26 protein-coding genes are annotated in these 22,463 nt (G+C 53.4%); all 26 read right to left on the bottom strand.

The window, feature by feature from the left end; all coding sequences use genetic code 11:
* Position 1 precedes the first annotated feature (1 nt).
* Positions 2-580, bottom strand: coding sequence for a 30S ribosomal protein S5 (gene rpsE, locus ACQ0MK_RS03510; RefSeq protein WP_350041636.1), 579 nt, complete (start codon positions 578-580; stop codon positions 2-4).
* Positions 581-591: 11 nt separating this feature from the next.
* Positions 592-945 carry a 50S ribosomal protein L18 gene (gene rplR / locus ACQ0MK_RS03505; RefSeq protein ID WP_430474835.1) on the bottom strand — a complete coding sequence of 118 codons (354 nt, stop codon included), beginning with the start codon at positions 943-945 and terminating at the stop codon, positions 592-594.
* Between the two features lie 11 nt (positions 946-956).
* Positions 957-1,490, bottom strand: a complete 534-nt coding sequence (gene rplF, locus ACQ0MK_RS03500; protein ID WP_350041638.1) for a 50S ribosomal protein L6 — start codon at positions 1,488-1,490, stop codon at positions 957-959.
* A 12-nt stretch (positions 1,491-1,502) separates the two neighbouring features.
* The gene (gene rpsH / locus ACQ0MK_RS03495; protein ID WP_350041639.1) at positions 1,503-1,898 is read right to left on the bottom strand and encodes a 30S ribosomal protein S8; all 396 of its coding nucleotides are present in this window, start codon (positions 1,896-1,898) and stop codon (positions 1,503-1,505) included.
* A gap of 15 nt (positions 1,899-1,913) precedes the next feature.
* The gene (gene rpsN, locus ACQ0MK_RS03490) at positions 1,914-2,219 is read right to left on the bottom strand and encodes a 30S ribosomal protein S14 (protein WP_430474834.1); all 306 of its coding nucleotides are present in this window, start codon (positions 2,217-2,219) and stop codon (positions 1,914-1,916) included.
* Between the two features lie 14 nt (positions 2,220-2,233).
* The gene (gene rplE / locus ACQ0MK_RS03485; protein ID WP_350041641.1) at positions 2,234-2,773 is read right to left on the bottom strand and encodes a 50S ribosomal protein L5; all 540 of its coding nucleotides are present in this window, start codon (positions 2,771-2,773) and stop codon (positions 2,234-2,236) included.
* Positions 2,774-2,784: 11 nt separating this feature from the next.
* Positions 2,785-3,102, bottom strand: a complete 318-nt coding sequence (rplX, locus tag ACQ0MK_RS03480) for a 50S ribosomal protein L24 (RefSeq protein ID WP_350047207.1) — start codon at positions 3,100-3,102, stop codon at positions 2,785-2,787.
* Positions 3,102-3,470: a 50S ribosomal protein L14 gene (gene rplN / locus ACQ0MK_RS03475; protein WP_350047208.1), complete on the bottom strand. Its 369-nt coding sequence runs from the start codon at positions 3,468-3,470 to the stop codon at positions 3,102-3,104. Before rplN ends, rplX begins: the two co-directional genes overlap by 1 nt.
* Positions 3,471-3,504: 34 nt before the next feature.
* Complete coding sequence (gene rpsQ / locus ACQ0MK_RS03470) at positions 3,505-3,738, bottom strand: 30S ribosomal protein S17 (RefSeq protein ID WP_350047209.1); 234 nt, start codon at positions 3,736-3,738, stop codon at positions 3,505-3,507.
* 26 nt (positions 3,739-3,764) lie between these two features.
* Positions 3,765-3,965 carry a 50S ribosomal protein L29 gene (gene rpmC / locus ACQ0MK_RS03465; RefSeq protein ID WP_350047210.1) on the bottom strand — a complete coding sequence of 67 codons (201 nt, stop codon included), beginning with the start codon at positions 3,963-3,965 and terminating at the stop codon, positions 3,765-3,767.
* Between the two features lie 6 nt (positions 3,966-3,971).
* On the bottom strand, positions 3,972-4,391 hold the full coding sequence (gene rplP, locus ACQ0MK_RS03460; protein WP_022734153.1) for a 50S ribosomal protein L16: 420 nt from the start codon (positions 4,389-4,391) through the stop codon (positions 3,972-3,974).
* Positions 4,392-4,403: 12 nt separating this feature from the next.
* Positions 4,404-5,090, bottom strand: a complete 687-nt coding sequence (gene rpsC / locus ACQ0MK_RS03455; protein ID WP_350047211.1) for a 30S ribosomal protein S3 — start codon at positions 5,088-5,090, stop codon at positions 4,404-4,406.
* Positions 5,090-5,470 carry a 50S ribosomal protein L22 gene (gene rplV / locus ACQ0MK_RS03450; protein ID WP_022734151.1) on the bottom strand — a complete coding sequence of 127 codons (381 nt, stop codon included), beginning with the start codon at positions 5,468-5,470 and terminating at the stop codon, positions 5,090-5,092. Before rplV ends, rpsC begins: the two co-directional genes overlap by 1 nt.
* 2 nt (positions 5,471-5,472) lie before the next feature.
* Complete coding sequence (gene rpsS, locus ACQ0MK_RS03445) at positions 5,473-5,751, bottom strand: 30S ribosomal protein S19 (RefSeq protein WP_022734150.1); 279 nt, start codon at positions 5,749-5,751, stop codon at positions 5,473-5,475.
* A gap of 16 nt (positions 5,752-5,767) precedes the next feature.
* Positions 5,768-6,595 (bottom strand): 50S ribosomal protein L2, encoded by an 828-nt coding sequence (rplB, locus tag ACQ0MK_RS03440; protein ID WP_430474833.1) that lies wholly within the window; start codon positions 6,593-6,595, stop codon positions 5,768-5,770.
* A gap of 4 nt (positions 6,596-6,599) precedes the next feature.
* Entirely contained in the window at positions 6,600-6,902 is a 303-nt protein-coding gene (locus ACQ0MK_RS03435; protein WP_008892176.1) for a 50S ribosomal protein L23, read from the bottom strand.
* Complete coding sequence (gene rplD / locus ACQ0MK_RS03430; RefSeq protein ID WP_430474832.1) at positions 6,899-7,519, bottom strand: 50S ribosomal protein L4; 621 nt, start codon at positions 7,517-7,519, stop codon at positions 6,899-6,901. The genes ACQ0MK_RS03435 and rplD overlap by 4 nt, the downstream gene beginning before the upstream one ends.
* Before the next feature lie 5 nt (positions 7,520-7,524).
* The gene (gene rplC / locus ACQ0MK_RS03425; RefSeq protein ID WP_430474831.1) at positions 7,525-8,241 is read right to left on the bottom strand and encodes a 50S ribosomal protein L3; all 717 of its coding nucleotides are present in this window, start codon (positions 8,239-8,241) and stop codon (positions 7,525-7,527) included.
* Positions 8,242-8,257: 16 nt separating this feature from the next.
* A complete protein-coding gene (rpsJ, locus tag ACQ0MK_RS03420) occupies positions 8,258-8,566 on the bottom strand; it encodes a 30S ribosomal protein S10 (protein ID WP_007091508.1) in 309 nt (102 codons plus the stop codon).
* Between the two features lie 119 nt (positions 8,567-8,685).
* Positions 8,686-9,876 carry an elongation factor Tu gene (gene tuf, locus ACQ0MK_RS03415; protein ID WP_430474830.1) on the bottom strand — a complete coding sequence of 397 codons (1,191 nt, stop codon included), beginning with the start codon at positions 9,874-9,876 and terminating at the stop codon, positions 8,686-8,688.
* 28 nt (positions 9,877-9,904) lie between these two features.
* Entirely contained in the window at positions 9,905-11,986 is a 2,082-nt protein-coding gene (gene fusA / locus ACQ0MK_RS03410; protein WP_430474829.1) for an elongation factor G, read from the bottom strand.
* Between the two features lie 27 nt (positions 11,987-12,013).
* Entirely contained in the window at positions 12,014-12,481 is a 468-nt protein-coding gene (gene rpsG, locus ACQ0MK_RS03405) for a 30S ribosomal protein S7 (RefSeq protein ID WP_350041674.1), read from the bottom strand.
* Between the two features lie 12 nt (positions 12,482-12,493).
* A complete protein-coding gene (gene rpsL / locus ACQ0MK_RS03400; RefSeq protein WP_350041673.1) occupies positions 12,494-12,865 on the bottom strand; it encodes a 30S ribosomal protein S12 in 372 nt (123 codons plus the stop codon).
* A 373-nt stretch (positions 12,866-13,238) separates the two neighbouring features.
* Positions 13,239-17,432 (bottom strand): DNA-directed RNA polymerase subunit beta', encoded by a 4,194-nt coding sequence (rpoC, locus tag ACQ0MK_RS03395; protein WP_430474828.1) that lies wholly within the window; start codon positions 17,430-17,432, stop codon positions 13,239-13,241.
* Positions 17,433-17,540: 108 nt separating this feature from the next.
* Positions 17,541-21,707 (bottom strand): DNA-directed RNA polymerase subunit beta, encoded by a 4,167-nt coding sequence (gene rpoB / locus ACQ0MK_RS03390; protein WP_430474827.1) that lies wholly within the window; start codon positions 21,705-21,707, stop codon positions 17,541-17,543.
* 378 nt (positions 21,708-22,085) lie between these two features.
* Positions 22,086-22,457, bottom strand: a complete 372-nt coding sequence (gene rplL / locus ACQ0MK_RS03385) for a 50S ribosomal protein L7/L12 (RefSeq protein WP_350041670.1) — start codon at positions 22,455-22,457, stop codon at positions 22,086-22,088.
* Positions 22,458-22,463 lie beyond the last annotated feature (6 nt).

Genomic DNA, 22,463 nt, shown 5'->3' with positions numbered 1-22,463 from the left:
ATTACTCCTTTTCGAGAACGGCGGCCGCAGCCGAACCGCTATCGCGACGGGCAACGACGTCACCGACTTTCAGGCCACGCTTTGCAGCGACCTGACGCGGGGACGCACCGTTGACCAGAGCGTCAAGGGTTGCGCGGATCACGTTGTGCGGATTGTTCGAACCGGTACATTTGGACACAACGTCCTGAACGCCCATGGTTTCAAACACCGCACGCATCGCACCGCCTGCAATGATACCGGTACCAGCCGGAGCAGAGCGAAGGACAACCCTACCTGCACCGAAATGGCCTTTGGTGTCATGGTGAAGGGTACGCCCTTCACGAAGCGGAACGCGGATCATGTTGCGTTTAGCAGCTTCGGTTGCCTTACGAATCGCTTCTGGAACTTCACGGGCTTTACCCGTGCCGTACCCGACGCGACCGCGTTGGTCACCGACAACTACCATTGCGGAGAAAGCAAAGCGACGGCCACCCTTGACGACCTTGGCGACACGGTTGATTCCAACCAATTTGTCGACGAGTTCGTTTTCTTCACGGGCTTTCGGTGCCTGCTGCTGCTGTTGATTCTGGTTACGTGCCATGGTCGTGCTCCTTAGAAGTCCAGACCGCCCTCACGGGCGGCATCGGCCAGAGCTTTCACTCGGCCATGGAACAGATACCCGCCACGATCGAATACGACCGTTTTCACACCAGCTTTTACTGCGCGTTCGGCAATGGCTTTGCCAACCAGCGCAGCTGCGTCGGCATTGCTGCCTTTCGCATTCAGGTCTTTCTCCGCGGTCGAAGCAGCCACCAGGGTGGTGCCAGCGACATCGTCGATGATCTGAGCATAAATGTGTGCGTTCGAACGGTGTACGCTGAGGCGCGGGCGACCGGCCGCTTTTTGGCGGATCGCAAAACGAACGCGACGCTTGCGGCGTTCGAAGAGGTTTCTCGCGTTTTTCATCGTGCCAGTCCTTACTTCTTCTTGCCTTCTTTGCGCAAGATATACTCGCCTTCGTAGCGGACACCCTTGCCTTTGTAAGGCTCCGGACCGCGCCAGCCGCGTGCATTTGCAGCGAACTGACCAACGAGCTGTTTATCTGCGCCAGAAATGGCGATAAGGGTCGGCTTTTCTGCCACGACGTTAAGACCCGTAGGGATCTCCATTTCTACGTCATGTGAGAAGCCAAGCTGCAGAACAAGTTTAGCACCCTGAACCTGCGCACGGTAACCAACACCGGTGATTTCCAATTTCTTGGTAAAACCTTCCGAAACCCCGGAAACGAGGTTCGCGATGTTCGCACGGGTGGTACCCCAAAGGGCACGAGCGCGCTTGCTATCGTTGTTCGGTTTCACCCAGATCTGGTTATCTTCCTGGGTAACGATTACGTCCGAGGTCAGAGACAGGTTAAGCTCACCGAGCTTGCCTTTTGCACTGATCTGCTCTTCGGTCAAGGTGATGGTCACGCCGCTAGGCACTTCCACCGGATTTTTTCCTACTCGCGACATCGATGGCCCTCCTTAGAATACCTTGCAGAGGATTTCGCCGCCGACATTCTGTTCGCGAGCCTCCTGATCCGAAAGAACTCCTCGCGGAGTGGACAGGACTGCGATGCCGAGGCCGTTATATACCTTCGGAAGATCTTTGATCTTCGAATATACACGACGACCCGGGGTCGAAACGCGGTCGATCTGCTTAATCACGCCATCACCCTCAAAATATTTGAGTTCGATGGTGATTTCGCTGATGCCCTTGCGAATTTCACTAACATTGTAACCACGAATATAACCTTCGCGCTGGAGAACATCCAACACACCGGTACGCAGTTTCGAAGCCGGCGAAGCGACGGTGGATTTACCAACGCGCTGTCCGTTGCGGATACGCGTGAGCATATCGCCTACTGGATCAGTCATCATGTGATGGGTGCTCCCTTACCAGCTGGATTTCACCATGCCCGGGATCTGACCGCGTGAAGCAAGTTCACGAAGTGCGATACGGGACAGGCGGAATTTGCGATAGACACCGCGCGGACGACCGGACACCTGGCAGCGGATACGCTGACGGATGGGGGCCGAATTACGCGGCAGCTGGGCGAGTTTGATCACAGCCACGATACGATCCTCAGGGGATGTCTCGCGATCCGCGATGACCGCTTTAAGGGCGGCACGCTTGGCAGAAAACTTTTTTGCCAAGCGTTCACGTTTAATTTCACGCTCTACTGAGCTCTTCTTGGCCATGGGCCAACCTCCAGTTAGTTTCCGAACGGAAGATCAAAGCCCTTAAGCAGGGCGAGAGCTTCGTCGTCGGACTTTGCCGTGGTGCAAATGATAATGTCCATCCCGCGGACCGAGTCGACTTTGTCGTACTCGACTTCAGGAAAGACAAACTGTTCCTTCAAGCCCATGGCAAAGTTGCCACGACCATCAAAGGATTTTTTGTTCAGGCCGCGGAAGTCACGAACGCGCGGAAGCGCGACAGTGACCAAACGGTCCAAAAATTCAAACATACGGTCGCGACGCAAGGTCACTTTACAACCGATGTTCATGCCTTCACGAAGCTTGAAAGCCGCCACGGACTTTTTCGCTTTGGTGAAGATAGGACGCTGACCGGTGATAGCCGCGAGATCCGCAACAGCACCGTCCAGCTTTTTGCGATCCTGGGTGGCGTCGCCGACACCCATATTGATCACGATCTTTTCGAGGCGCGGAATCTCCATCGTGTTCTCGTAGGAGAACTCCTTCAGGAGTGCGTCACGCACCACTTCTTTATAATGTTCGCGCAGGCGCGTCATTTTTCCGTCCCTCACTTGTCGATGACTTCGCCGCTAAGCTTCGCGAAGCGAACCTTGCGACCATCATCAAGGGTCTTGAAACCGACGCGGGTCGGCTTGTTTTCTTTCGGGTCAGCAATCGCGAGATTGGAAACAGCAATTTTTGCTTCCTTCTCGACAATGCCACCGGCATCAGCACCGGACGGGCGCTGGTGACGTTTCACCAGATTGATGCCCGAAACCAGAACCTTGTTCTCGGTCGGGAATGAGGCGAGAACTTCGCCCGTCTTCCCTTTGTCTTTACCCGTCAGAACAATGACGCGGTCGCCCTTTTTAATTTTGGCAGCCATTACAGCACCTCCGGAGCGAGCGAAATGATCTTCATGTAACCACGCGAACGAAGTTCACGAGTTACCGGGCCGAAAATACGCGTGCCGATCGGCTCGCCGTTCGCATTAATGAGAACGGCAGCGTTACGGTCGAAGCGAATCGCCGATCCATCGGACCGACGAATTTCCTTTGCGGTGCGAACGATGACAGCTTTGTGAACTGCACCCTTCTTTACGCGACCGCGCGGGATGGCTTCCTTAACGGAAACCACGATAACATCACCAACATGTGCGGTTTTGCGCTTCGAGCCGCCCAGCACCTTGATGCACTGGACGCGGCGAGCGCCGCTGTTGTCGGCAACGTCCAGATTGGACTGCATCTGGATCATGGGTTTACCCCTTGACTATGATTGGGCTGAGGAATCACTCCTCGACCACGACTTCCCAAGACTTCAATTTCGAGATCGGTTTGCATTCGCGAATACGAATAACGTCACCCGTCTTGAAGCGGTTCTCTTCATCGTGCGCGTGGAATTTCTTCGACTTGCGCACGTACTTTTTATACAGCGGGTGCATGACCTGGCGTTCCACACGGACCACCACGGTCTTGTCGTTTTTCGTCGAAACGACTGTCCCCTGCAATACACGCCTCGGCATGTGTGTTTACTCCTATGCGTGTCCAGTTAGGCCGCGTTCGCACCCTTCTCGTTTCCGAGAAGGGTTTTGATGCGGGCGATATCACGACGGACCTGTCGGACCCGCGCAGTGTTCTCAAACTGACCGGAGGCCTGCTGGAATCGCATATTGAACGACTCCTTACGCAGGTCCAGCAGCATCTGTTTCAGTTCGTCAGCGCTTTTAGCGCGGAGATCAGCAACTTTCATCACTAATTACTCCCCTTCACCAAGACGTGTGACAAACTTGGTCTTGATCGGCAATTTTGCCGCTGCCAGCTCGAAAGCTCGGCGTGCAAGATCCAACGGAACACCGTCGAGTTCAAACATAATCCGACCCGGTTTAACGCGTGCCGACCAATACTCGATCGAGCCTTTACCTTTACCCTGACGGACTTCGGCAGGCTTCTGCGAAACCGGTAGATCCGGGAAAACGCGAATCCACACACGGCCTTGACGGCGCATGTGGCGGGTGATCGCGCGGCGAGCCGCTTCGATCTGACGCGCCGTTATACGCTCCGGCTCCAAGGCTTTCAAGCCATAAGCGCCGAAATTAAGTTCGGTACCACCTTTGGCTTGCCCTTTCAGGCGGCCTTTGAAGGCTTTACGGAACTTTGTACGTTTCGGAGAAAGCATATCGGGATCTCCTTACTTACGACCGGAACCAGCCGACTCGAGAGCTTTACGCTCAGAAGCCAACGGATCGTGTGCCATGATTTCGCCTTTGAAGATCCAGACCTTCAGACCACAAACACCATAGGTGGTGTGTGCTTCTGAAGTGCCATAATCAACGTCCGCACGCAGCGTGTGCAGCGGAACGCGACCTTCACGATACCATTCGGTACGAGCGATTTCAGCGCCACCAAGACGACCAGCAGCATTAATACGAATGCCGCCAGCACCGAGACGCATTGCATTCTGAACCGAGCGCTTCATAGCGCGACGGAACGAAACACGGCGCTCAAGCTGCTGGGCGATGTTGTCAGCGACCAGCTTGGCATCGATTTCCGGTTTACGGATTTCGATAATGTTAACCTGCACTTCTGACTTGGTCAGTTTCTGCAGATCATTCTTGAGCTTCTCGATGTCCTGGCCTTTCTTGCCGATCACAACACCCGGACGGGCGGTGTGAACAGAAATACGGGCTTTTTTCGCCGGACGTTCGATGATCACCTTCGCGACACCGGCCTGCTTAAGCCGGTCGAAGATGAATTTACGGATCGCAATGTCTTCATGAAGAAGACCTGCGAAATCGGCTTTGTTGGCGTACCAGCGGGAATCCCAGGTACGGTTAATCCCAACACGAAGACCGATTGGATTTACTTTTTGACCCATTATTCGGTCTCCTCACGTTCGCAAACGACGATGCGGATGTTGGAGAACGGCTTAATGATCTTGCCGACACGACCGCGTGCACGGGCGCGCCAACGTTTCATCACGAAGGCCTTTCCAACAGACGCCTCTTTGATAAAGAGACGATCGACATCAAGCTGATGGTTGTTCTCGGCATTAGCAATTGCCGATTCCAGCAGCTTTTTGACGTCCTGCGAAATACGTTTATTGGAGAAGGTCAGTTCTGCCAAAGCAGCTTCTGCCTTCATTCCACGGATCGACTCGGCGACGAGGTTGAGCTTACGCGGGGATATGCGCAAAGCCCGGAGCGAAGCAGCAGCCTCGTTATCCGCCAGCCGACGGATGTCAGCTTTCTTACCCATCGTTACTTCCTCTTCGCCTTTTTGTCGGCCGCGTGACCATAATAGGTACGGGTCGGCGAGAATTCACCGAACTTGTGACCGATCATATCTTCGTTCACGAGTACCGGCAGAAACTTCTGGCCATTGTAAACCCCAAAGGTGAGGCCTACGAATTGCGGCAATATCGTCGAGCGCCGCGACCAGGTCTTAATTACCTCATTCCGGCCTGAGGCACGGACAGTATCGGCTTTCTTAAGAAGGTATCCGTCAACAAACGGACCCTTCCAAACGGAACGCGCCATAGTCTAGCCTCCTCCGTTAGCTCTTGTGACGACGGCGCATGATAAGCGCGTCGGTCTTTTTGTTCGAGCGGGTACGTTTGCCCTTGGTAGGCTTACCCCACGGCGTAACCGGATGACGACCACCCGATGTACGACCTTCACCACCACCATGCGGGTGATCGATCGGGTTCATGGCTACACCACGAACCGAAGGACGTTTGCCAAGCCAGCGATTACGGCCGGCTTTACCAAGGTTGATATTCTGATGGTCCTGGTTGGACACGGCACCAATGGTAGCCATGCATTCACCACGAACCAAACGTACTTCACCGGAGGACAGCTTAAGCTGGGCGTAACCTTGGTCCTTACCAACGAGCTGCACGTATGCACCTGCTGAACGTGCGACCTGACCACCTTTACCGGCTTTCAGTTCGACGTTATGGACAATGGTACCGACCGGAATATTCTTCAGCGGTGCGGCGTTACCCGGCTTAATATCTACGCGGTCGGCAGCAACAATGTTGTCGCCAACAGCAAGACGCTGTGGTGCGAGGATGTAGGCCAATTCGTCGTCAGAATAACGAACCAACGCGATAAACGCGGTGCGGTTCGGATCATATTCCAAACGCTCGACGGTACCGACAACATCAAACTTGGTACGTTTGAAGTCGATCATACGGTAACGACGTTTGTGACCACCACCAATACGGCGGGCGGTGATACGACCAGTGTTGTTACGGCCACCTTTTTTGCGAAGACCTTCGGTCAACGCTTTAATCGGCTTGCCCTTGTGGAGATCGGAGCGATCAACAAGAACCAGCTGACGGCGACCTGGAGAGGTTGGTTTAAACTTCTTCAAAGCCATTGTCTTAGATTCCCGTAGTCACGTCGATGGACTGACCCTCTTCGAGGGTAACCATCGCTTTCTTGAAATCACTCCGACGACCGGAAATACCGCGAAAACGCTTGGTCTTTCCTTTTACCACAGAGGTATTGACCGCCTTGACCTTCACCCCGAACAGACCTTCCACAGCAGCCTTAATCTCCGGCTTGGTGGCGTCGATCGCAACTTTGAACGCAACTGCGTTGTGTTCAGAAATCAGCGTCGACTTTTCAGTAATATGCGGGGCGCGGATGACTTCGTACATCCGCTCTTTGCTGATGATCGTCATTTGAGACGTGCCTCCAACGCTTCGACCGCCCCCTTGGTGAGCACCAAGGTGTCACGGCGAAGGATGTCATAGACGTTAGCACCGATCTCAGGCAACACATCAATTTGCGGGATATTGCGCGCTGCGCGTGCAAAGCCCTCATTGACCTGCGTACCGTCGATGATCAGTGCAGATTTCCAGCCGAGTTTATCGAAAACTGCGACCAGACTCTTGGTTTTGGCATCCGAGAATTCCGCATTATCAAGAACGATAAGTTTACCGTCCTTTGCTTTAGCCGACAGAGCGGTTTTAAGCGCGAGTTTACGGAACTTCTTGGTCAGATCATGTGCGTGGTCACGAACACGTGGACCATGCACAACACCACCACCACGGAACTGTGCAGCCTTACGGGAACCGTGACGAGCGCCGCCACTACCCTTCTGACGCACGAATTTTTTCGTGGTAGCAGAAATTTCTGACTTTTCTTTCACTTTATGGGTACCGGCACGACGCTTCGCGAGCTGCCAGTTAACCATACGGTGAAGAATGTCACGACGTACTTCCAGACCAAAGATCTCTTCTGGGAGATCGATGTTACCTGCCTTGGAAGCGTCAAGTTTAAGAATGTCGAGCTTCATGATGCTTATTCCTTATCCTCGGCGACAGCTTCTTCAGCAGCCGGGGCAGCACCCTTAAGCGCGGCTGGGAACGGAAGACCTTCCGGCGCAGCACGTTTAACAGAATCCTTTACAAGAACATATGCGCCCTTGTGACCTGGGATTGCACCATGGATCAGGATCAGGCCTTTGGCTTCGTCAGAAACGACAACCTTAAGGGACTGAACCGTTACACGTGCGGCACCCATGTGACCTGCCATCTTCTTACCTTTGAAGACGCGGCCCGGATCCTGACACTGACCAGTAGAACCATGCGAACGGTGCGATACAGACACACCGTGCGACGCACGAAGACCACCGAAGTTATGACGCTTCATCGCACCGGCAAAACCTTTACCGATGGAGGTGCCGATTACGTCAACGTACTGACCTTCAACAAAGTGAGCAGCAGAAAGTTCTGCACCAACTTCGATCAGGCCATCTTCGCTAACGCGGAATTCAGCAAGTTTGGCTTTCGGCTCAACCTTGGCTTTGGCGAAGTGACCGCGCATCGGTTTCGATACGTTTTTCACTTTCGCTTTGCCATAACCAAGCTGAACAGCGACGTAGCCGTCAGTGTCGTTGGTACGGTTGGCGACAACCTGAAGATCTTCGACCTTCAGAACGGTTACAGGAAGGTGGGAACCATCGTCTTTAAAGACGCGGGTCATGCCGACCTTCTGGGTAATAAGTCCACTACGCATTGCGGCTTACTCCCGATTAAAGCTTGATCTCGACGTCGACGCCGGCAGCCAGATCGAGCTTCATAAGAGCATCGACGGTCTGCGGGGTCGGGTCGACAATGTCGAGAAGACGCTTGTGCGTACGGATTTCGAACTGTTCACGCGATTTCTTATCGATGTGCGGAGACCGCAGAACAGTATACTTTTCAATGCGGGTCGGCAGCGGAATTGGGCCGCGGACCTCTGCGCCAGTGCGCTTCGCCGTATTGACGATCTCACGTGTGGACTGATCCAGCACGCGATGGTCAAACGCCTTAAGGCGAATGCGAATGTTCTGACTATCCATGTAATTATGTACCGGAGCCCTCAAAAGGACACCGGCCCCTCAACTGGAGTTGACGATTGCCGCAAAAGTGTTGCGGGCGGCTTAAATAGCCGCCCGCTCCACAAAGATCAAGAGAAAAATTACTCGAGGATCTTGGCAACAACGCCCGCGCCGACGGTACGACCGCCTTCACGGATTGCGAAACGCAGACCTTCGTCCATTGCGATCGGTGCAATGAGGGTTGCGGTCATCTGAACGTTGTCACCCGGCATAACCATTTCGGTGCCTTCTGGCAGTTCAATCGAACCGGTCACGTCAGTCGTACGGAAGTAGAACTGAGGACGGTAGTTCGAGAAGAACGGCGTATGACGGCCACCTTCATCCTTGGTCAGGATGTAGGCTTCTGCAGTGAACTTGGTGTGCGGTTTGATCGAACCAACATGGGCAAGAACCTGACCACGTTCAACGTCTTCACGCTTGGTACCACGCAGCAGCGCGCCAATGTTGTCGCCAGCTTCACCCTGATCGAGCAGCTTGCGGAACATTTCAACGCCGGTAACGATGGTTTTAACGGTGTCTTTAACGCCGACGATTTCAATCTCTTCGCCAACTTTAACAACGCCGGTTTCAACACGACCGGTAACAACCGTACCACGACCCGAAATCGAGAACACGTCTTCGATCGGCATCAGGAACGGCTTGTCTTTCGGACGGTCCGGGGACGGAATGTATTCGTCAACAGCTTTCATCAGTTCGATGATTGCGTTTTTGCCGATTTCATCATCACGACCTTCAAGGGCTGCAAGGGCAGAACCTTTTACGATCGGAATATCGTCGCCCGGGAAGTCGTAAGAAGACAGAAGCTCACGGATTTCCATTTCGACGAGCTCAAGAAGCTCTTCGTCATCGACCTGGTCAACTTTGTTCATGAAGATGACAAGGGCAGGAACGCCAACCTGACGTGCAAGCAAGATGTGCTCGCGGGTCTGTGGCATCGGGCCGTCAGCTGCAGAAACAACGAGGATACCACCATCCATCTGGGCTGCACCGGTGATCATGTTTTTCACATAATCGGCGTGGCCCGGGCAATCTACGTGTGCGTAGTGACGGTTCTCGGTTTCATATTCAACGTGCGCGGTCGAGATCGTGATACCACGAGCTTTCTCTTCCGGTGCTTTGTCGATCATGCTGTAATCCTGGAACGATGCACCGCCGGCTTCTGCCAGAACTTTGGTGATCGCTGCGGTCAGCGTGGTTTTACCGTGGTCAACGTGGCCGATGGTGCCTACGTTAACGTGTGGTTTTGTACGGGCAAACTTTTCTTTAGCCATTTCTAACTCCGTTTATTCTGGCTTGGCATCAGCCAGCCGATTTGGCTTTAACTTCGTCCGCAACTGCCTGCGGGACATCGGCATAGTGATCGAACTGCATCACGAACTGGGCACGGCCCTGAGACATGGAGCGCAGTGTGTTGACGTAACCGAACATGTTCGCCAGCGGAACGAACGCGTTAACAACGCGTGCAATACCACGGGAGTCCATATCGCGGACTTGACCGCGACGGCTGTTCAGATCGCCAATAATGTCGCCCATATACTCTTCCGGGGTCACTACTTCGACTTTCATGATCGGCTCAAGCAGCTTAGGAGCAGCTTTGGCAAGACCTTCGCGGAATGCTGCGCGTGCAGCGATTTCGAAGGCCATGACGCTCGAGTCGACGTCGTGGTAGGCACCGTCGGTCAGCTTGATCGACAAGTCAGTTACCGGGAAGCCTGCGATCACGCCGTTCGGAAGGGAACTTTCGAGACCTTTGGCAACACCCGGGATGTATTCTTTAGGAACGTTACCGCCAACAACACTATCGGTGAAGCTGAAGCCCGTACCCGGTTCACCCGGTGTAAAGGTGAGTTTGATACGCGCGAACTGACCCGAACCACCCGACTGTTTTTTGTGGGTGTAGTCAACGTCGATCTCTTTCGAGATCGTTTCACGGTAAGCAACCTGCGGCGCGCCGATGTTTGCTTCAACTTTGAATTCACGCTTCATACGATCGACAAGAATGTCGAGGTGAAGCTCGCCCATACCGGAGATGATGGTCTGGCCGGATTCGTGGTCGGATTTAACGCGGAATGATGGATCTTCCTGAGCAAGACGCGCAAGAGCGAGACCCATTTTTTCCTGGTCAGCTTTCGATTTCGGCTCAACAGCGATCTCGATAACAGGATCCGGGAATTCCATACGCTCAAGAATGATCGGCTTGGCCGGATCACAAAGGGTATCACCAGTGGTGGTATCCTTCATGCCAACCAGAGCAACGATGTCGCCCGAGCATGCGTATTTGATTTCTTCGCGGTTATTTGAATGCATAAGAAGCATACGGCCGATACGTTCTTTTTTCTCTTTAACAGAGTTGAGAACGTAGGAACCAGCTTCGAGTACACCCGAATAAATACGCACAAAGGTAAGCGAACCAACAAACGGGTCACTCATGATTTTGAACGCAAGACCCGAGAAAGGTGCATCGTCGTTAAGCGGACGTGAATCCGGCTCATCTTCGGTGCCCGGCTTAATGCCGCGCACGTCGTCGATGTCATCCGGAGCCGGCATGTAATCGATGACCGCATCAAGAAGCGGCTGAACGCCTTTATTCTTGAACGCAGTACCAAGAAGAACCGGAACCAGTTCGCCTTTCAGCGTACCTTTACGAAGGCACTTCTTAAGAAGTTCCTCAGACGGCATTTCGCCTTCAAGGTAAGCTTCCATTGCTGCTTCGTCGAAATCGATCGCCTGTTCAATCAGGGCTTCACGATATTCAGCAACCTGGTCTTTGAGCGAATCGCGAACATCGCGGTATTCGAATTCTGCGCCGAGATTCTCGTCTTTCCAGACGATCTCCTGGTTTTTTACCAGATCGACAACACCTTCGAATTCCATTTCAGAACCAATCGGCAGCTGCATAACAGCAACATTGGCACCGAGACGTTCTTTCATCATTTCAACACAACGGAAGAAGTCTGCACCGGTACGGTCCATTTTGTTGACAAAGCACATACGCGGTACGTGGTACTTGTCAGCCTGGCGCCATACAGTTTCGGTCTGCGGTTCGACGCCAGAAACGGCGTCAAACACTGCGCATGCACCATCGAGAACACGAAGCGAACGTTCAACTTCAATCGTGAAGTCAACGTGGCCCGGGGTGTCGATGATGTTAATGCGGTTTTCTTTCCAGAAGCAGGTCGTCGCAGCAGACGTAATCGTAATGCCACGTTCCTGTTCCTGTTCCATCCAGTCCATCGTCGCGGCGCCGTCATGGACTTCGCCGATTTTGTAGGACTTGCCGGTGTAGAAAAGAATTCGCTCGGTGGTCGTAGTCTTACCAGCATCAATGTGAGCCATGATGCCGATGTTACGATACCGAGAGATCGGAGTACGTTGTACCATAATCGACTCTTGATCTTGAGGTCAGAATTACCAGCGGTAATGAGCGAATGCTTTGTTAGCTTCGGCCATACGATGGGTGTCTTCGCGTTTCTTGACGGCCGAGCCACGGTTGTTGGCTGCGTCCATCAATTCACCGGCGAGACGACCAACCATGGTCGTTTCAGAACGTTTGCGCGAAGCTTCGACCAACCAACGAATGGCCAGTGCCTGACGACGCTCGGAACGAACTTCAACCGGAACCTGGTAGGTAGCACCACCAACACGACGCGAACGAACTTCAACGTTCGGCTTCACATTGTCCATGGCTTCATGGAACTGGGCTACAGGGTCTGCACCCTTGCCTTCCATAACTTCCAAAGCACCGTAAACGATCTTTTCTGCAGCGGATTTTTTACCGTCGAGCATCAGACCATTCATGAATTTAGTGAGAACCTTATCGCCATATTTGGCATCAGGTAATACTTCGCGCTTTTCAGCAGCGTGACGACGTGACATCTGAGCTGCTCCCTATTTCGGACGCTTCGCGCCGTATTTCGAACGACGCTGTTTACGGTCTTTGACACCCTGTGTATCGAGGGTACCGCGAATGATGTGGTAACGCACACCTGGCAAATCCTTCACACGGCCGCCGCGAATCATCACGACAGAGTGTTCCTGAAGGTTATGGCCTTCACCCGGAATGTAAGAGGTTACTTCGTAGCCGTTGGTCAAACGAACACGAGCAACCTTACGAAGTGCCGAGTTCGGCTTCTTCGGGGTGGTGGTATAAACACGGGTGCAAACGCCGCGTTTCTGCGGGCATGCTTCCAGTGCCGGAACCATATCGCGCTGCGTGCGCGGTGATCGCGACTTGCGGATCAACTGGTTAATAGTGGGCATTAATTTTCCCTTTGTACTTCAACGGACGCCACAAGGGCGCTGCTCTTATCGACGCACGACGAGCGACCACGCGTCTTCGTACAAGTACGAAAACACGCGAGGACGCCCATAAAATGCAGGAGTTCCTGCCCTCGACGGCCGTCAGAGTCGCACTCAAGCGATGGGGGGCGAAAACCGCCCGCTACCGCACAAAACGGTACCGGCACAGTTACACCCCCCTAGATTTGGTGGGCGCATACTAGTGACGGCCCCCTTTTGCGTCAAGCAAAACCATTTGGACCTTCGAGTTGGCGCTTCAAACGCCGAGACGAACCGGTGCGTCGATAAGATTTCCGGTTCGCCTCTGATGCTTTAACTATCTGGCGCGACGAGGTTATTCGCCTGCCGGCAGTGAAGGAGCGTCGCCATCGGCCTGCGGGCCGAAGTTGTCGCCAATTTCTTCTTCTGCTTCGATCTGTACCGTTTTGTCGCGTTCGGCGGCCAGTGCACGGAAGCGGTTCATCACCGCACCGGTACCTGCCGGGATCAAACGACCCACGATGACGTTCTCTTTCAGACCGATAAGAGTATCGGTTTTGCCCGAAACAGCTGCTTCGGTAAGAACGCGCGTGGTTTCCTGGAACGATGCGGCCGAGATGAAGGAATGCGTCTGGAGCGAAGCTTTCGTGATCCCCTGGAGGACCGGAGCGCCTTCTGCCAGTTCACCGCCTTCTTTAACAGCGCGGTCGTTTTCAGCATCGAAATCAACGCGGTCAATAATTTCGCCAACCAGAAGCGTCGTATCACCCGGTTTGGTAATTTCCACTTTCTGGAGCATCTGACGAACGATGACTTCAATGTGCTTGTCGTTAATCTTCACGCCCTGCAGTCGGTAAACTTCCTGGATCTCGTTGACCAGGTAGTCGGCCAGTGCCGGAACGCCCATAACACGCAAGATATCGTGCGGAACTGGTGAACCATCAAGGAGCTGATCGCCTTTTTCAACGAAGTCCCCTTCCTGAACGGCAAGATGTTTGCCTTTCGGGATCATGTATTCAACCGGTTCAGTCAGCCCGGAGTCTTCGAGCGGATGAACGATAACGCGACGTTTGTTCTTATAGTCCTTGCCGAATTCGACGCGCCCCGGAATGTCCGAGATAATTGCGTGTTCTTTCGGTTTACGGGCCTCGAACAGCTCGGCAACACGCGGCAGACCACCGGTGATGTCACGGGTTTTCGAACCTTCACGCGGAATACGTGCAAGCACGTCACCCGCAGCGACTTTCTGACCGTTCTCGATCGAGAGAATAGCGTCAACCGACAGGAAGTAGCGGGCTTCAAGACCGTTATCCAGGTTGATGACCTCACCCGATTCGTTACGCAAGGTAACGCGCGGCTTAAGGTCGGACGCCTTGGGCATGCTCTTCCAGTCGATAACCGTCTTGGCCGCAATACCGGTCGCTTCGTCATAGACTTCGCGAATGGTTACGTTCTCAAGAAGGTCGACATAGTTCACATAGCCTTCTTTCTCGGTGATGATCGGCAAGGTGTACGGATCCCACTCGGCCAGTTTCTGGCCACGTGTTACCTGTGCGCCTTCATCAGTCAGAAGTTTGGCACCGTAAGGGACGCGATATTTCGCACGTTCACGACCGGTTTTGTCGATCAGGAGAATTTCGAGGTTACGCGCCATGACGATATTCACGCCCGACGAGTTTTCAACAACTGCGCGGTTTTTCAACTTAACAGTCGCATCGAAATTCGCTTCGACACCGGAAACCTCTGCACCACGCTGTGCCGCACCACCAATGTGGAACGTACGCATCGTAAGCTGAGTACCCGGCTCACCGATTGACTGTGCGGCAATAACACCAACAGCTTCGCCGATATTGACCGTCGTACCACGGGCCAGGTCACGACCATAGCAATGGCCACAAACACCGGTTTCCGCGTCACAGGTCAGAACGGAGCGAATCCGCGACATTTCAACGCCGGCCTTTTCGATCACATCAAGGTGATCTTCTTCGACCATCGCATTCTTCGGTACGATGATTTCACCGGTCGACGGATTAACAATCTCGTCAGCAGTGAAACGACCGAGGATACGATCAGACAGGGTTTCGATAACTTCACCGGAATCGACAACTGCTGCGATGTCGAGGCCACGATCAGTACCGCAATCATGCTGAGTGATGATGCAATCCTGGGCCACGTCCACCAGACGACGGGTCAGATAACCCGAGTTCGCCGTTTTCAGTGCGGTATCGGCAAGACCTTTACGCGCGCCGTGAGTGGAGTTGAAGTACTCCTGCACGGTCAGGCCTTCTTTAAAGTTCGAAATAATTGGCGTTTCAATGATCGAGCCATCAGGTTTCGCCATCAGGCCGCGCATAGCAGCCAGCTGACGCATCTGAGCGGCAGAACCACGGGCACCGGAGTGCGCCATCATGTAAACCGAGTTCACATTGTCACCTTCAGCCGTCGCCGAAATGACTTTCATCATCGCTTCGGAAACGTCATCGGTGCACTGTGACCAAGCATCAACAACCTTGTTGTATTTCTCACCACGGGTGATGAGACCATCCTGGTATTGCTGCTCGTATTCCTTGACCTTGTCATGGGTGCCGCCAACCAGTGGTTCTTTGGCATCCGGAATGATCATGTCATCCTTACCAAACGAAATACCGGCTTTACATGCCCAGTTAAAACCAAGGCCCATCATGCGGTCAGCAAAGATAACAGTCTCTTTCTGGCCACAGTGACGGTAGACGACATCGATAACGTTCGAGACGTCTTTTTTGGTCAGCAGCTTGTTGATGGTCGAGAACGGAATGCGCGGATGACGCGGCAGAAGTTCCGACAGCAACATGCGGCCCGGGGTCGTCGCAACACGAACCGTGATCGGTTCATTATTGGCATCAACCGTGTGGTAACGGGCATTAACCTTGGAGTGCAGGTTAACAACACCTTCATCCAGTGCCTGCTCGATTTCGGCGATGTTTACAAATGACATCCCCTCGCCCGGCTGACCATCACGTTCCATCGAGATGTAATACAGACCCAGAACAATATCCTGCGACGGCACGATAATCGGTTTACCCGATGCTGGTGAAAGGATGTTGTTGGTCGACATCATCAAGGTACGTGCTTCAAGCTGGGCTTCAAGCGACAGCGGGACATGAACAGCCATTTGGTCACCGTCGAAGTCTGCGTTAAACGCAGTACAAACGAGCGGGTGAAGCTGAATCGCCTTACCTTCAATCAGGGTAGGTTCGAAGGCCTGGATACCAAGACGGTGCAAGGTCGGTGCGCGGTTAAGCATGACCGGGTGTTCACGGATAACCTGTTCAAGGATATCCCAAACTTCGGCACGCTCTTTTTCCACCATACGCTTTGCAGCTTTGATGGTGGTTGCCATCCCGTACAGTTCCAGCTTCGCGTAAACGAACGGCTTGAACAGTTCGAGTGCCATTTTCTTTGGCAGACCGCACTGATGCAGTTTCAGGTTCGGACCCACGGTAATAACGGAACGACCGGAATAGTCGACGCGTTTACCCAAAAGGTTCTGACGGAAACGACCCTGCTTACCTTTAAGCATATCCGACATCGATTTGAGCGGACGCTTGTTGGCACCAGTGATTGGACGACCGCGACGACCGTTGTCAAACAGCGCATCAACCGATTCCTGAAGCATACGTTTTTCGTTACGCACGATGATATCAGGCGCACGAAGCTCGATCAGGCGCTTCAGACGGTTGTTACGGTTGATCACACGACGGTAAAGGTCGTTCAGATCGGAGGTCGCAAAACGGCCACCATCAAGCGGCACCAGCGGGCGCAGCTCTGGCGGAATAACCGGAATAACTTCAAGGATCATCCATTCCGGGCGTGCGCCAGATTCCTGGAAGGCCTCAATCAGTTTGAGACGCTTGACCAGCTTCTTGCGCTTGGCTTCGGAATTGGTTTCCTTGAGGTCGATTTTCGCGGTTTCGCGTTCTTCATCAAGATCGATTGCCGCAAGCATATCGCGGATGGCTTCTGCGCCGATACCGGCACGGAAGCTGTCTTCGCCATACTCTTCCTGAGCAGTCATATACTGGTCTTCGGACAGGAGCTCACCCATTTTAAGCGGGGTAAGGCCCGGTTCGATAACCACATAGTTTTCGAAGTACAGAATGCGCTCAAGATCCTTGAGCGTCATGTCGAGCAGCAAGCCAAGGCGGCTCGGCAGTGACTTCATGAACCAGATATGGGCAACAGGTGCCGCCAGTTCGATATGGCCCATACGTTCACGACGTACTTTAGCCAGAGTCACTTCGACGCCGCATTTTTCACAGATAATGCCGCGATACTTCATACGCTTGTACTTGCCGCACAAGCATTCGTAATCCTTCACCGGACCAAAAATGCGCGCACAGAACAAACCGTCGCGTTCCGGCTTAAAGGTCCGGTAGTTGATGGTCTCCGGTTTCTTGATTTCACCAAAGGACCAGGAGCGAATACGCTCCGGGCTGGCAATCTGAATCCGGATCTGATCGAAGCTCTGGGTGCCCTGCGGCTGCCCGAAGATCTTCATCAACTCGTTCATAAAGGCTCTCCCGCTATGCCCGGTCTCGCCGGGTTTCGCCAATTTCAGGCCGAAAGATGCGTCATGGCGATCGGGATGTCCGGTTGGACATCCCGATCAGCCAAACACTTAAAAGTCGTTCTGCTCAAGCTCGACATTGAGACCAAGCGAACGGAGTTCTTTAACGAGAACGTTAAACGACTCCGGAATGCCAGCCTCGAAGGTGTCTTCGCCACGAACGATAGCTTCGTAAACCTTGGTACGGCCCGAAACGTCATCCGATTTAACCGTAAGCATTTCCTGAAGCGTGTATGCAGCACCGTAAGCTTCGAGTGCCCATACTTCCATCTCCCCGAAACGCTGGCCACCGAACTGCGCCTTACCACCCAGCGGCTGCTGGGTAACAAGTGAGTACGGACCAATCGAACGTGCGTGGATCTTGTCGTCGACCAAGTGGTGCAGTTTGAGCATATAGATATACCCAACAGTCACCTTGCGATGGAATTTCTCACCAGTACGACCATCATAAAGGTCGACCTGGCCAGAACCATCAAGGCCGGCTTTCTCAAGCATACGAACAACATCAGGCTCACGTGCACCGTCGAAGACCGGAGTGGCCATCGGGACGCCGCGACGCAGGTTGTTGCCAAGCTCAATGACATCACCATCAGAAAGCTCTTTGATGCCAGCGATGTATTCATCGCCTTCATAGACATCATTAAGCTTGCTGCGCAGATCTTCCATCTGACCACGACCGTCGGCAACAGCATCGACAAGTTCGCCGATCTGTTCACCAAGACCACGTGACGCCCAACCAAGGTGGGTTTCAAGGATCTGGCCAACGTTCATACGCGATGGAACACCAAGCGGGTTCAGAACGATATCGACCGGCGTACCGTCTTCGAGGTGCGGCATGTCTTCAACCGGCATAATGCGCGATACGACACCCTTATTCCCGTGACGGCCAGCCATCTTATCGCCCGGCTGCATTTTACGTTTAACAGCAACGAAGACTTTAACCATCTTCATCACGCCCGGCGGCAATTCGTCACCAGCCTGCAGCTTGTTAACTTTGTCATCGAAACGGGCCTGAAGAACAGTAATCGATTCTTCGAACTGTTTTTTCAGAGCTTCGATATCAGACATGACAGCGTCATCAGCAACGGCAATCTGGCGCCAAAGACCACGTGCAACACCCGAAAGGCTGTCTTCGGTGATCTCGCCTGAGAGGGCCTTAGGACCATCAACAAGCGACTGGCCAAGCAGAAGGTTTTTCAAACGACCATAGAAGTTGCGCTCAAGAATGGCGCGTTCGTCATCACGGTCCTTTGCGAGACGTTCGATTTCCGAACGTTCGATTGCCAGGGCACGTTCGTCCTTGTCGACGCCACGACGTGAGAACACGCGGACTTCAACAATGGTACCGAACTGTCCCGGTGGGACACGCAGCGACGTATCACGGACGTCAGATGCTTTTTCACCGAAGATGGCACGCAGAAGTTTTTCTTCCGGTGTCATCGGGCTTTCGCCCTTCGGCGTTACCTTACCGACAAGGATATCGCCCGGTTTGATTTCCGCACCGATGTAAACGATGCCCGCCTCATCGAGGTTTTTAAGGGCTTCTTCACCGACGTTCGGAATATCACGGGTGATTTCTTCCTGACCCAGCTTGGTATCGCGGGCCATGACTTCGAATTCCTCGATGTGGATCGAGGTGTAAACGTCATCACGTGCGATACGCTCGGACAGAAGGATGGAATCCTCGAAGTTGTAACCATTCCACGGCATGAACGCGACAAGCACGTTACGGCCGAGGGCAAGTTCACCCATATCGGTACACGGACCATCCGAAATGATGTCGCCTTTTTCAACAACATCGCCAACTTTAACCAACGGACGTTGGTTAATGCAGCTGCCTTGGTTGGAACGCTGATATTTCAGCAGGGTGTAGATATCCACACCCGATTCCGAGGCGGCAATGTCACCGGTTGCGCGAATAACCATACGGGTCGCATCAACAGATTCCACAACACCATCACGGCGTGCGACCAGGGTTGCACCCGAATCACGTGCCACTGGAACTTCCATACCGGTCCCGACATACGGTGCTTCAGAACGGATCAACGGAACCGCCTGACGCTGCATGTTCGACCCCATCAGTGCGCGGTTCGCGTCATCGTTCTCAAGGAACGGAATGAGCGCGGATGCGACCGATACCAGCTGCTTCGGCGAGACGTCCATAAGGTCGATCTCTTCGGAGCGGGCCATATAGTGGTCACCGGCTTTACGTGTATTGATCAGTTCGTTTGCAAAGTTAAAGCCTTCGGTCAACGGTTCGTTGGCCTGTGCGATAACATAACGACCTTCTTCGATCGCCGAAAGATAGATAACTTCCGGGGTCACGTTGCCGTCGACAACCTTACGATACGGGCTTTCGATGAAGCCGTACTGGTTGACACGGGCGAAGGTTGCCAGCGAGTTGATCAGACCAATGTTCGGACCTTCCGGCGTTTCAACCGGGCAGATACGACCATAGTGGGTCGGATGAACGTCACGAACTTCAAAGCCTGCACGCTCACGGGTCAAACCACCTGGTCCAAGCGCCGAAAGACGACGTTTGTGGGTGATTTCCGAAAGCGGGTTGGTCTGATCCATAAACTGCGACAGCTGCGAAGAGCCGAAGAATTCACGAACAGCAGCTGCAACCGGCTTTGCATTGATCAGGTCATGCGGCATGACGTTGTCGATCTCGACCGAGCTCATACGCTCGCGGATCGCACGTTCCATACGCAAAAGACCAACACGGAACTGGTTTTCCATCAACTCGCCAACCGAACGCAAGCGACGGTTACCAAGGTGATCGATGTCGTCGATTTCGCCGCGACCGTCTTTCAGGTCGATGAGAACACGAACGACTTCCATAATGTCTTCACGACGCAAGATACGAACGGTGTCTGCACATTCAAGATTAAGACGTGCATTCATCTTCACCCGGCCAACAGCCGAGAGATCGTAACGTTCTGAATCGAAGAACAGGCCTTTGAACATAGCTTCCGCACCCTCAAGGGTCGGCGGCTCGCCAGGGCGCATAACGCGATAGATATCCACAAGGGCTTCTTCGCGGTTGCTGTTCTTGTCCAGTGCGATGGTGTTCCGCAGATACGGACCAACCTTGTTGTGATCGATCATCAGCAGACGAATGGAATCGACATTCCATTCTTTCAGCTGCTCGAACACTTCTTCGGTCAGTTCGTGACCGGCTTCTGCCAGAATTTCACCGGTTTCGCCGTCAATAAGGTCATCGGCCATGAACCAGCCGTTAAGCTGCTCTTCCGGTACGAGGATCTCTTTGACACCGTCTTCGGTGATCTTGGCAGCAGAACGCTTGGTAATTTTCGAACCTGCTGCTGCAAAAACGTCGCCGTTGCTTGCATCAACAAGATCGTGAACCAGCTTCTGGCCGATATAACGGTCTGCATTGAATTCGGTAACCCAACCATCTTTGGTCCGGCGGTATTCTGCCGACTCATAGTAGTAGTTGAGAATTTCTTCCGGGGTAAGACCCTCGATTTCCGACGGATCGACAGAGCGCCCTTCTTCGGCACGCTGTGCACGCAGCTGTTCAGACTCAAGATTTTCAAGAGCCATAAGCAGCGTGGTCGCCGGCAATTTGCGGCGACGGTCGATACGGACATAAAGAATGTCTTTTGCGTCGAATTCAAAATCGAGCCACGAACCACGATAAGGAATAACACGCGCAGCAAACAGATATTTGCCAGAGCTGTGGCTCTTCCCTTTGTCATGGTCGAAGAAGACGCCCGGCGAACGGTGCATCTGAGAAACGATCACACGCTCGGTGCCGTTCACGATAAAAGTACCGTGTTCGGTCATAAGCGGCATGTCGCCCATATAGACGTCTTGTTCTTTGATATCGCGGATCGAACGGGCACCCGTGTCCTCGTCGATATCCCAGACAACCAGACGCAGTGTTACACGCAGCGGTGCGGCAAAAGTCATGCCCCGCTGGCGACACTCTTCTGTATCGTATTTCGGCTGCTCAAGTTCGTACGACACGAATTCAAGAGTTGCGCGTTCCGAAAAATCTTTAATCGGAAAGACGCTCTTGAAAACTTCCTGAAGACCTGCATCATTCCGCTGCTCCTGCGGCGTTCCGGTCTGCAAAAACTTATCGTAGGAATTCTTTTGAACCTCAATGAGGTTCGGGAGCGGAGCGACTTCGCTGATCCGTCCAAAGCTTTTGCGGATGCGCTTTCGACCAGTAAAGGACTTATCCATCATCGTTCCTTTAATCGCGCCTCCCCACACCGTCCGAACTCGTTCGTCTTCATCCTGTACCGTTCCCGATTTACGCAAAACGCATACAGCACGACGACGCCCGAGCCCCGTACGGGGCGGGCGTTCACTTGATTATGACCGTGGATGTTATGTGACATCCAACTTGAATGAGATCACTGATCCCTCGGCTGTCGACGCCGTCAAAGATAACCTTTGACCTAAACAGCCTACCGTTATGTACGATTACCTTTGGCAGCGTCAACCGTTAAATTCCTGTTCGCGTCGCTGCATCACCCGAAACACAATTGCCCGGTGCACAGAGACGGATGGGCCGGCGCCCGAAGGACGCCGACCCAGACCTTGGCAAGAAGCCGTCGATTATTTAAGTTCGACGGTTGCGCCTGCTTCTTCAAGTTTCTTCTTGATTTCAGCAGCTTCGTCTTTCGACGCGCCTTCTTTAACAGCTTTCGGTGCGCCTTCGACCAGGTCTTTGGCTTCTTTGAGGCCAAGACCGGTGATGCCACGTACTTCTTTAATGACGTTGATTTTCTTTTCGCCAGCGGCGGTCAGAATAACGTCAAATTCGGTCTGCTCTTCAGCAGCAGCGGCAGCAACGCCACCAGCAGCAGCTACAGCAACCGGAGCAGCGGCAGAAACGCCCCATTTTTCTTCGAGCAATTTGGAAAGCTCTGCAGCTTCCAGAACGGTAAGAGCGGAAAGATCTTCAACAATCTGATTGAGATCGGCCATTGTAGT

It is taken from the genome of Thalassospira lucentensis, assembly GCF_050516545.1.
Lineage (GTDB): Bacteria > Pseudomonadota > Alphaproteobacteria > Rhodospirillales > Thalassospiraceae > Thalassospira > Thalassospira lucentensis_C.
Note: the sequence above shows the minus strand (reverse complement) of the source record. Positions and strands in the feature narration are given on the sequence as shown.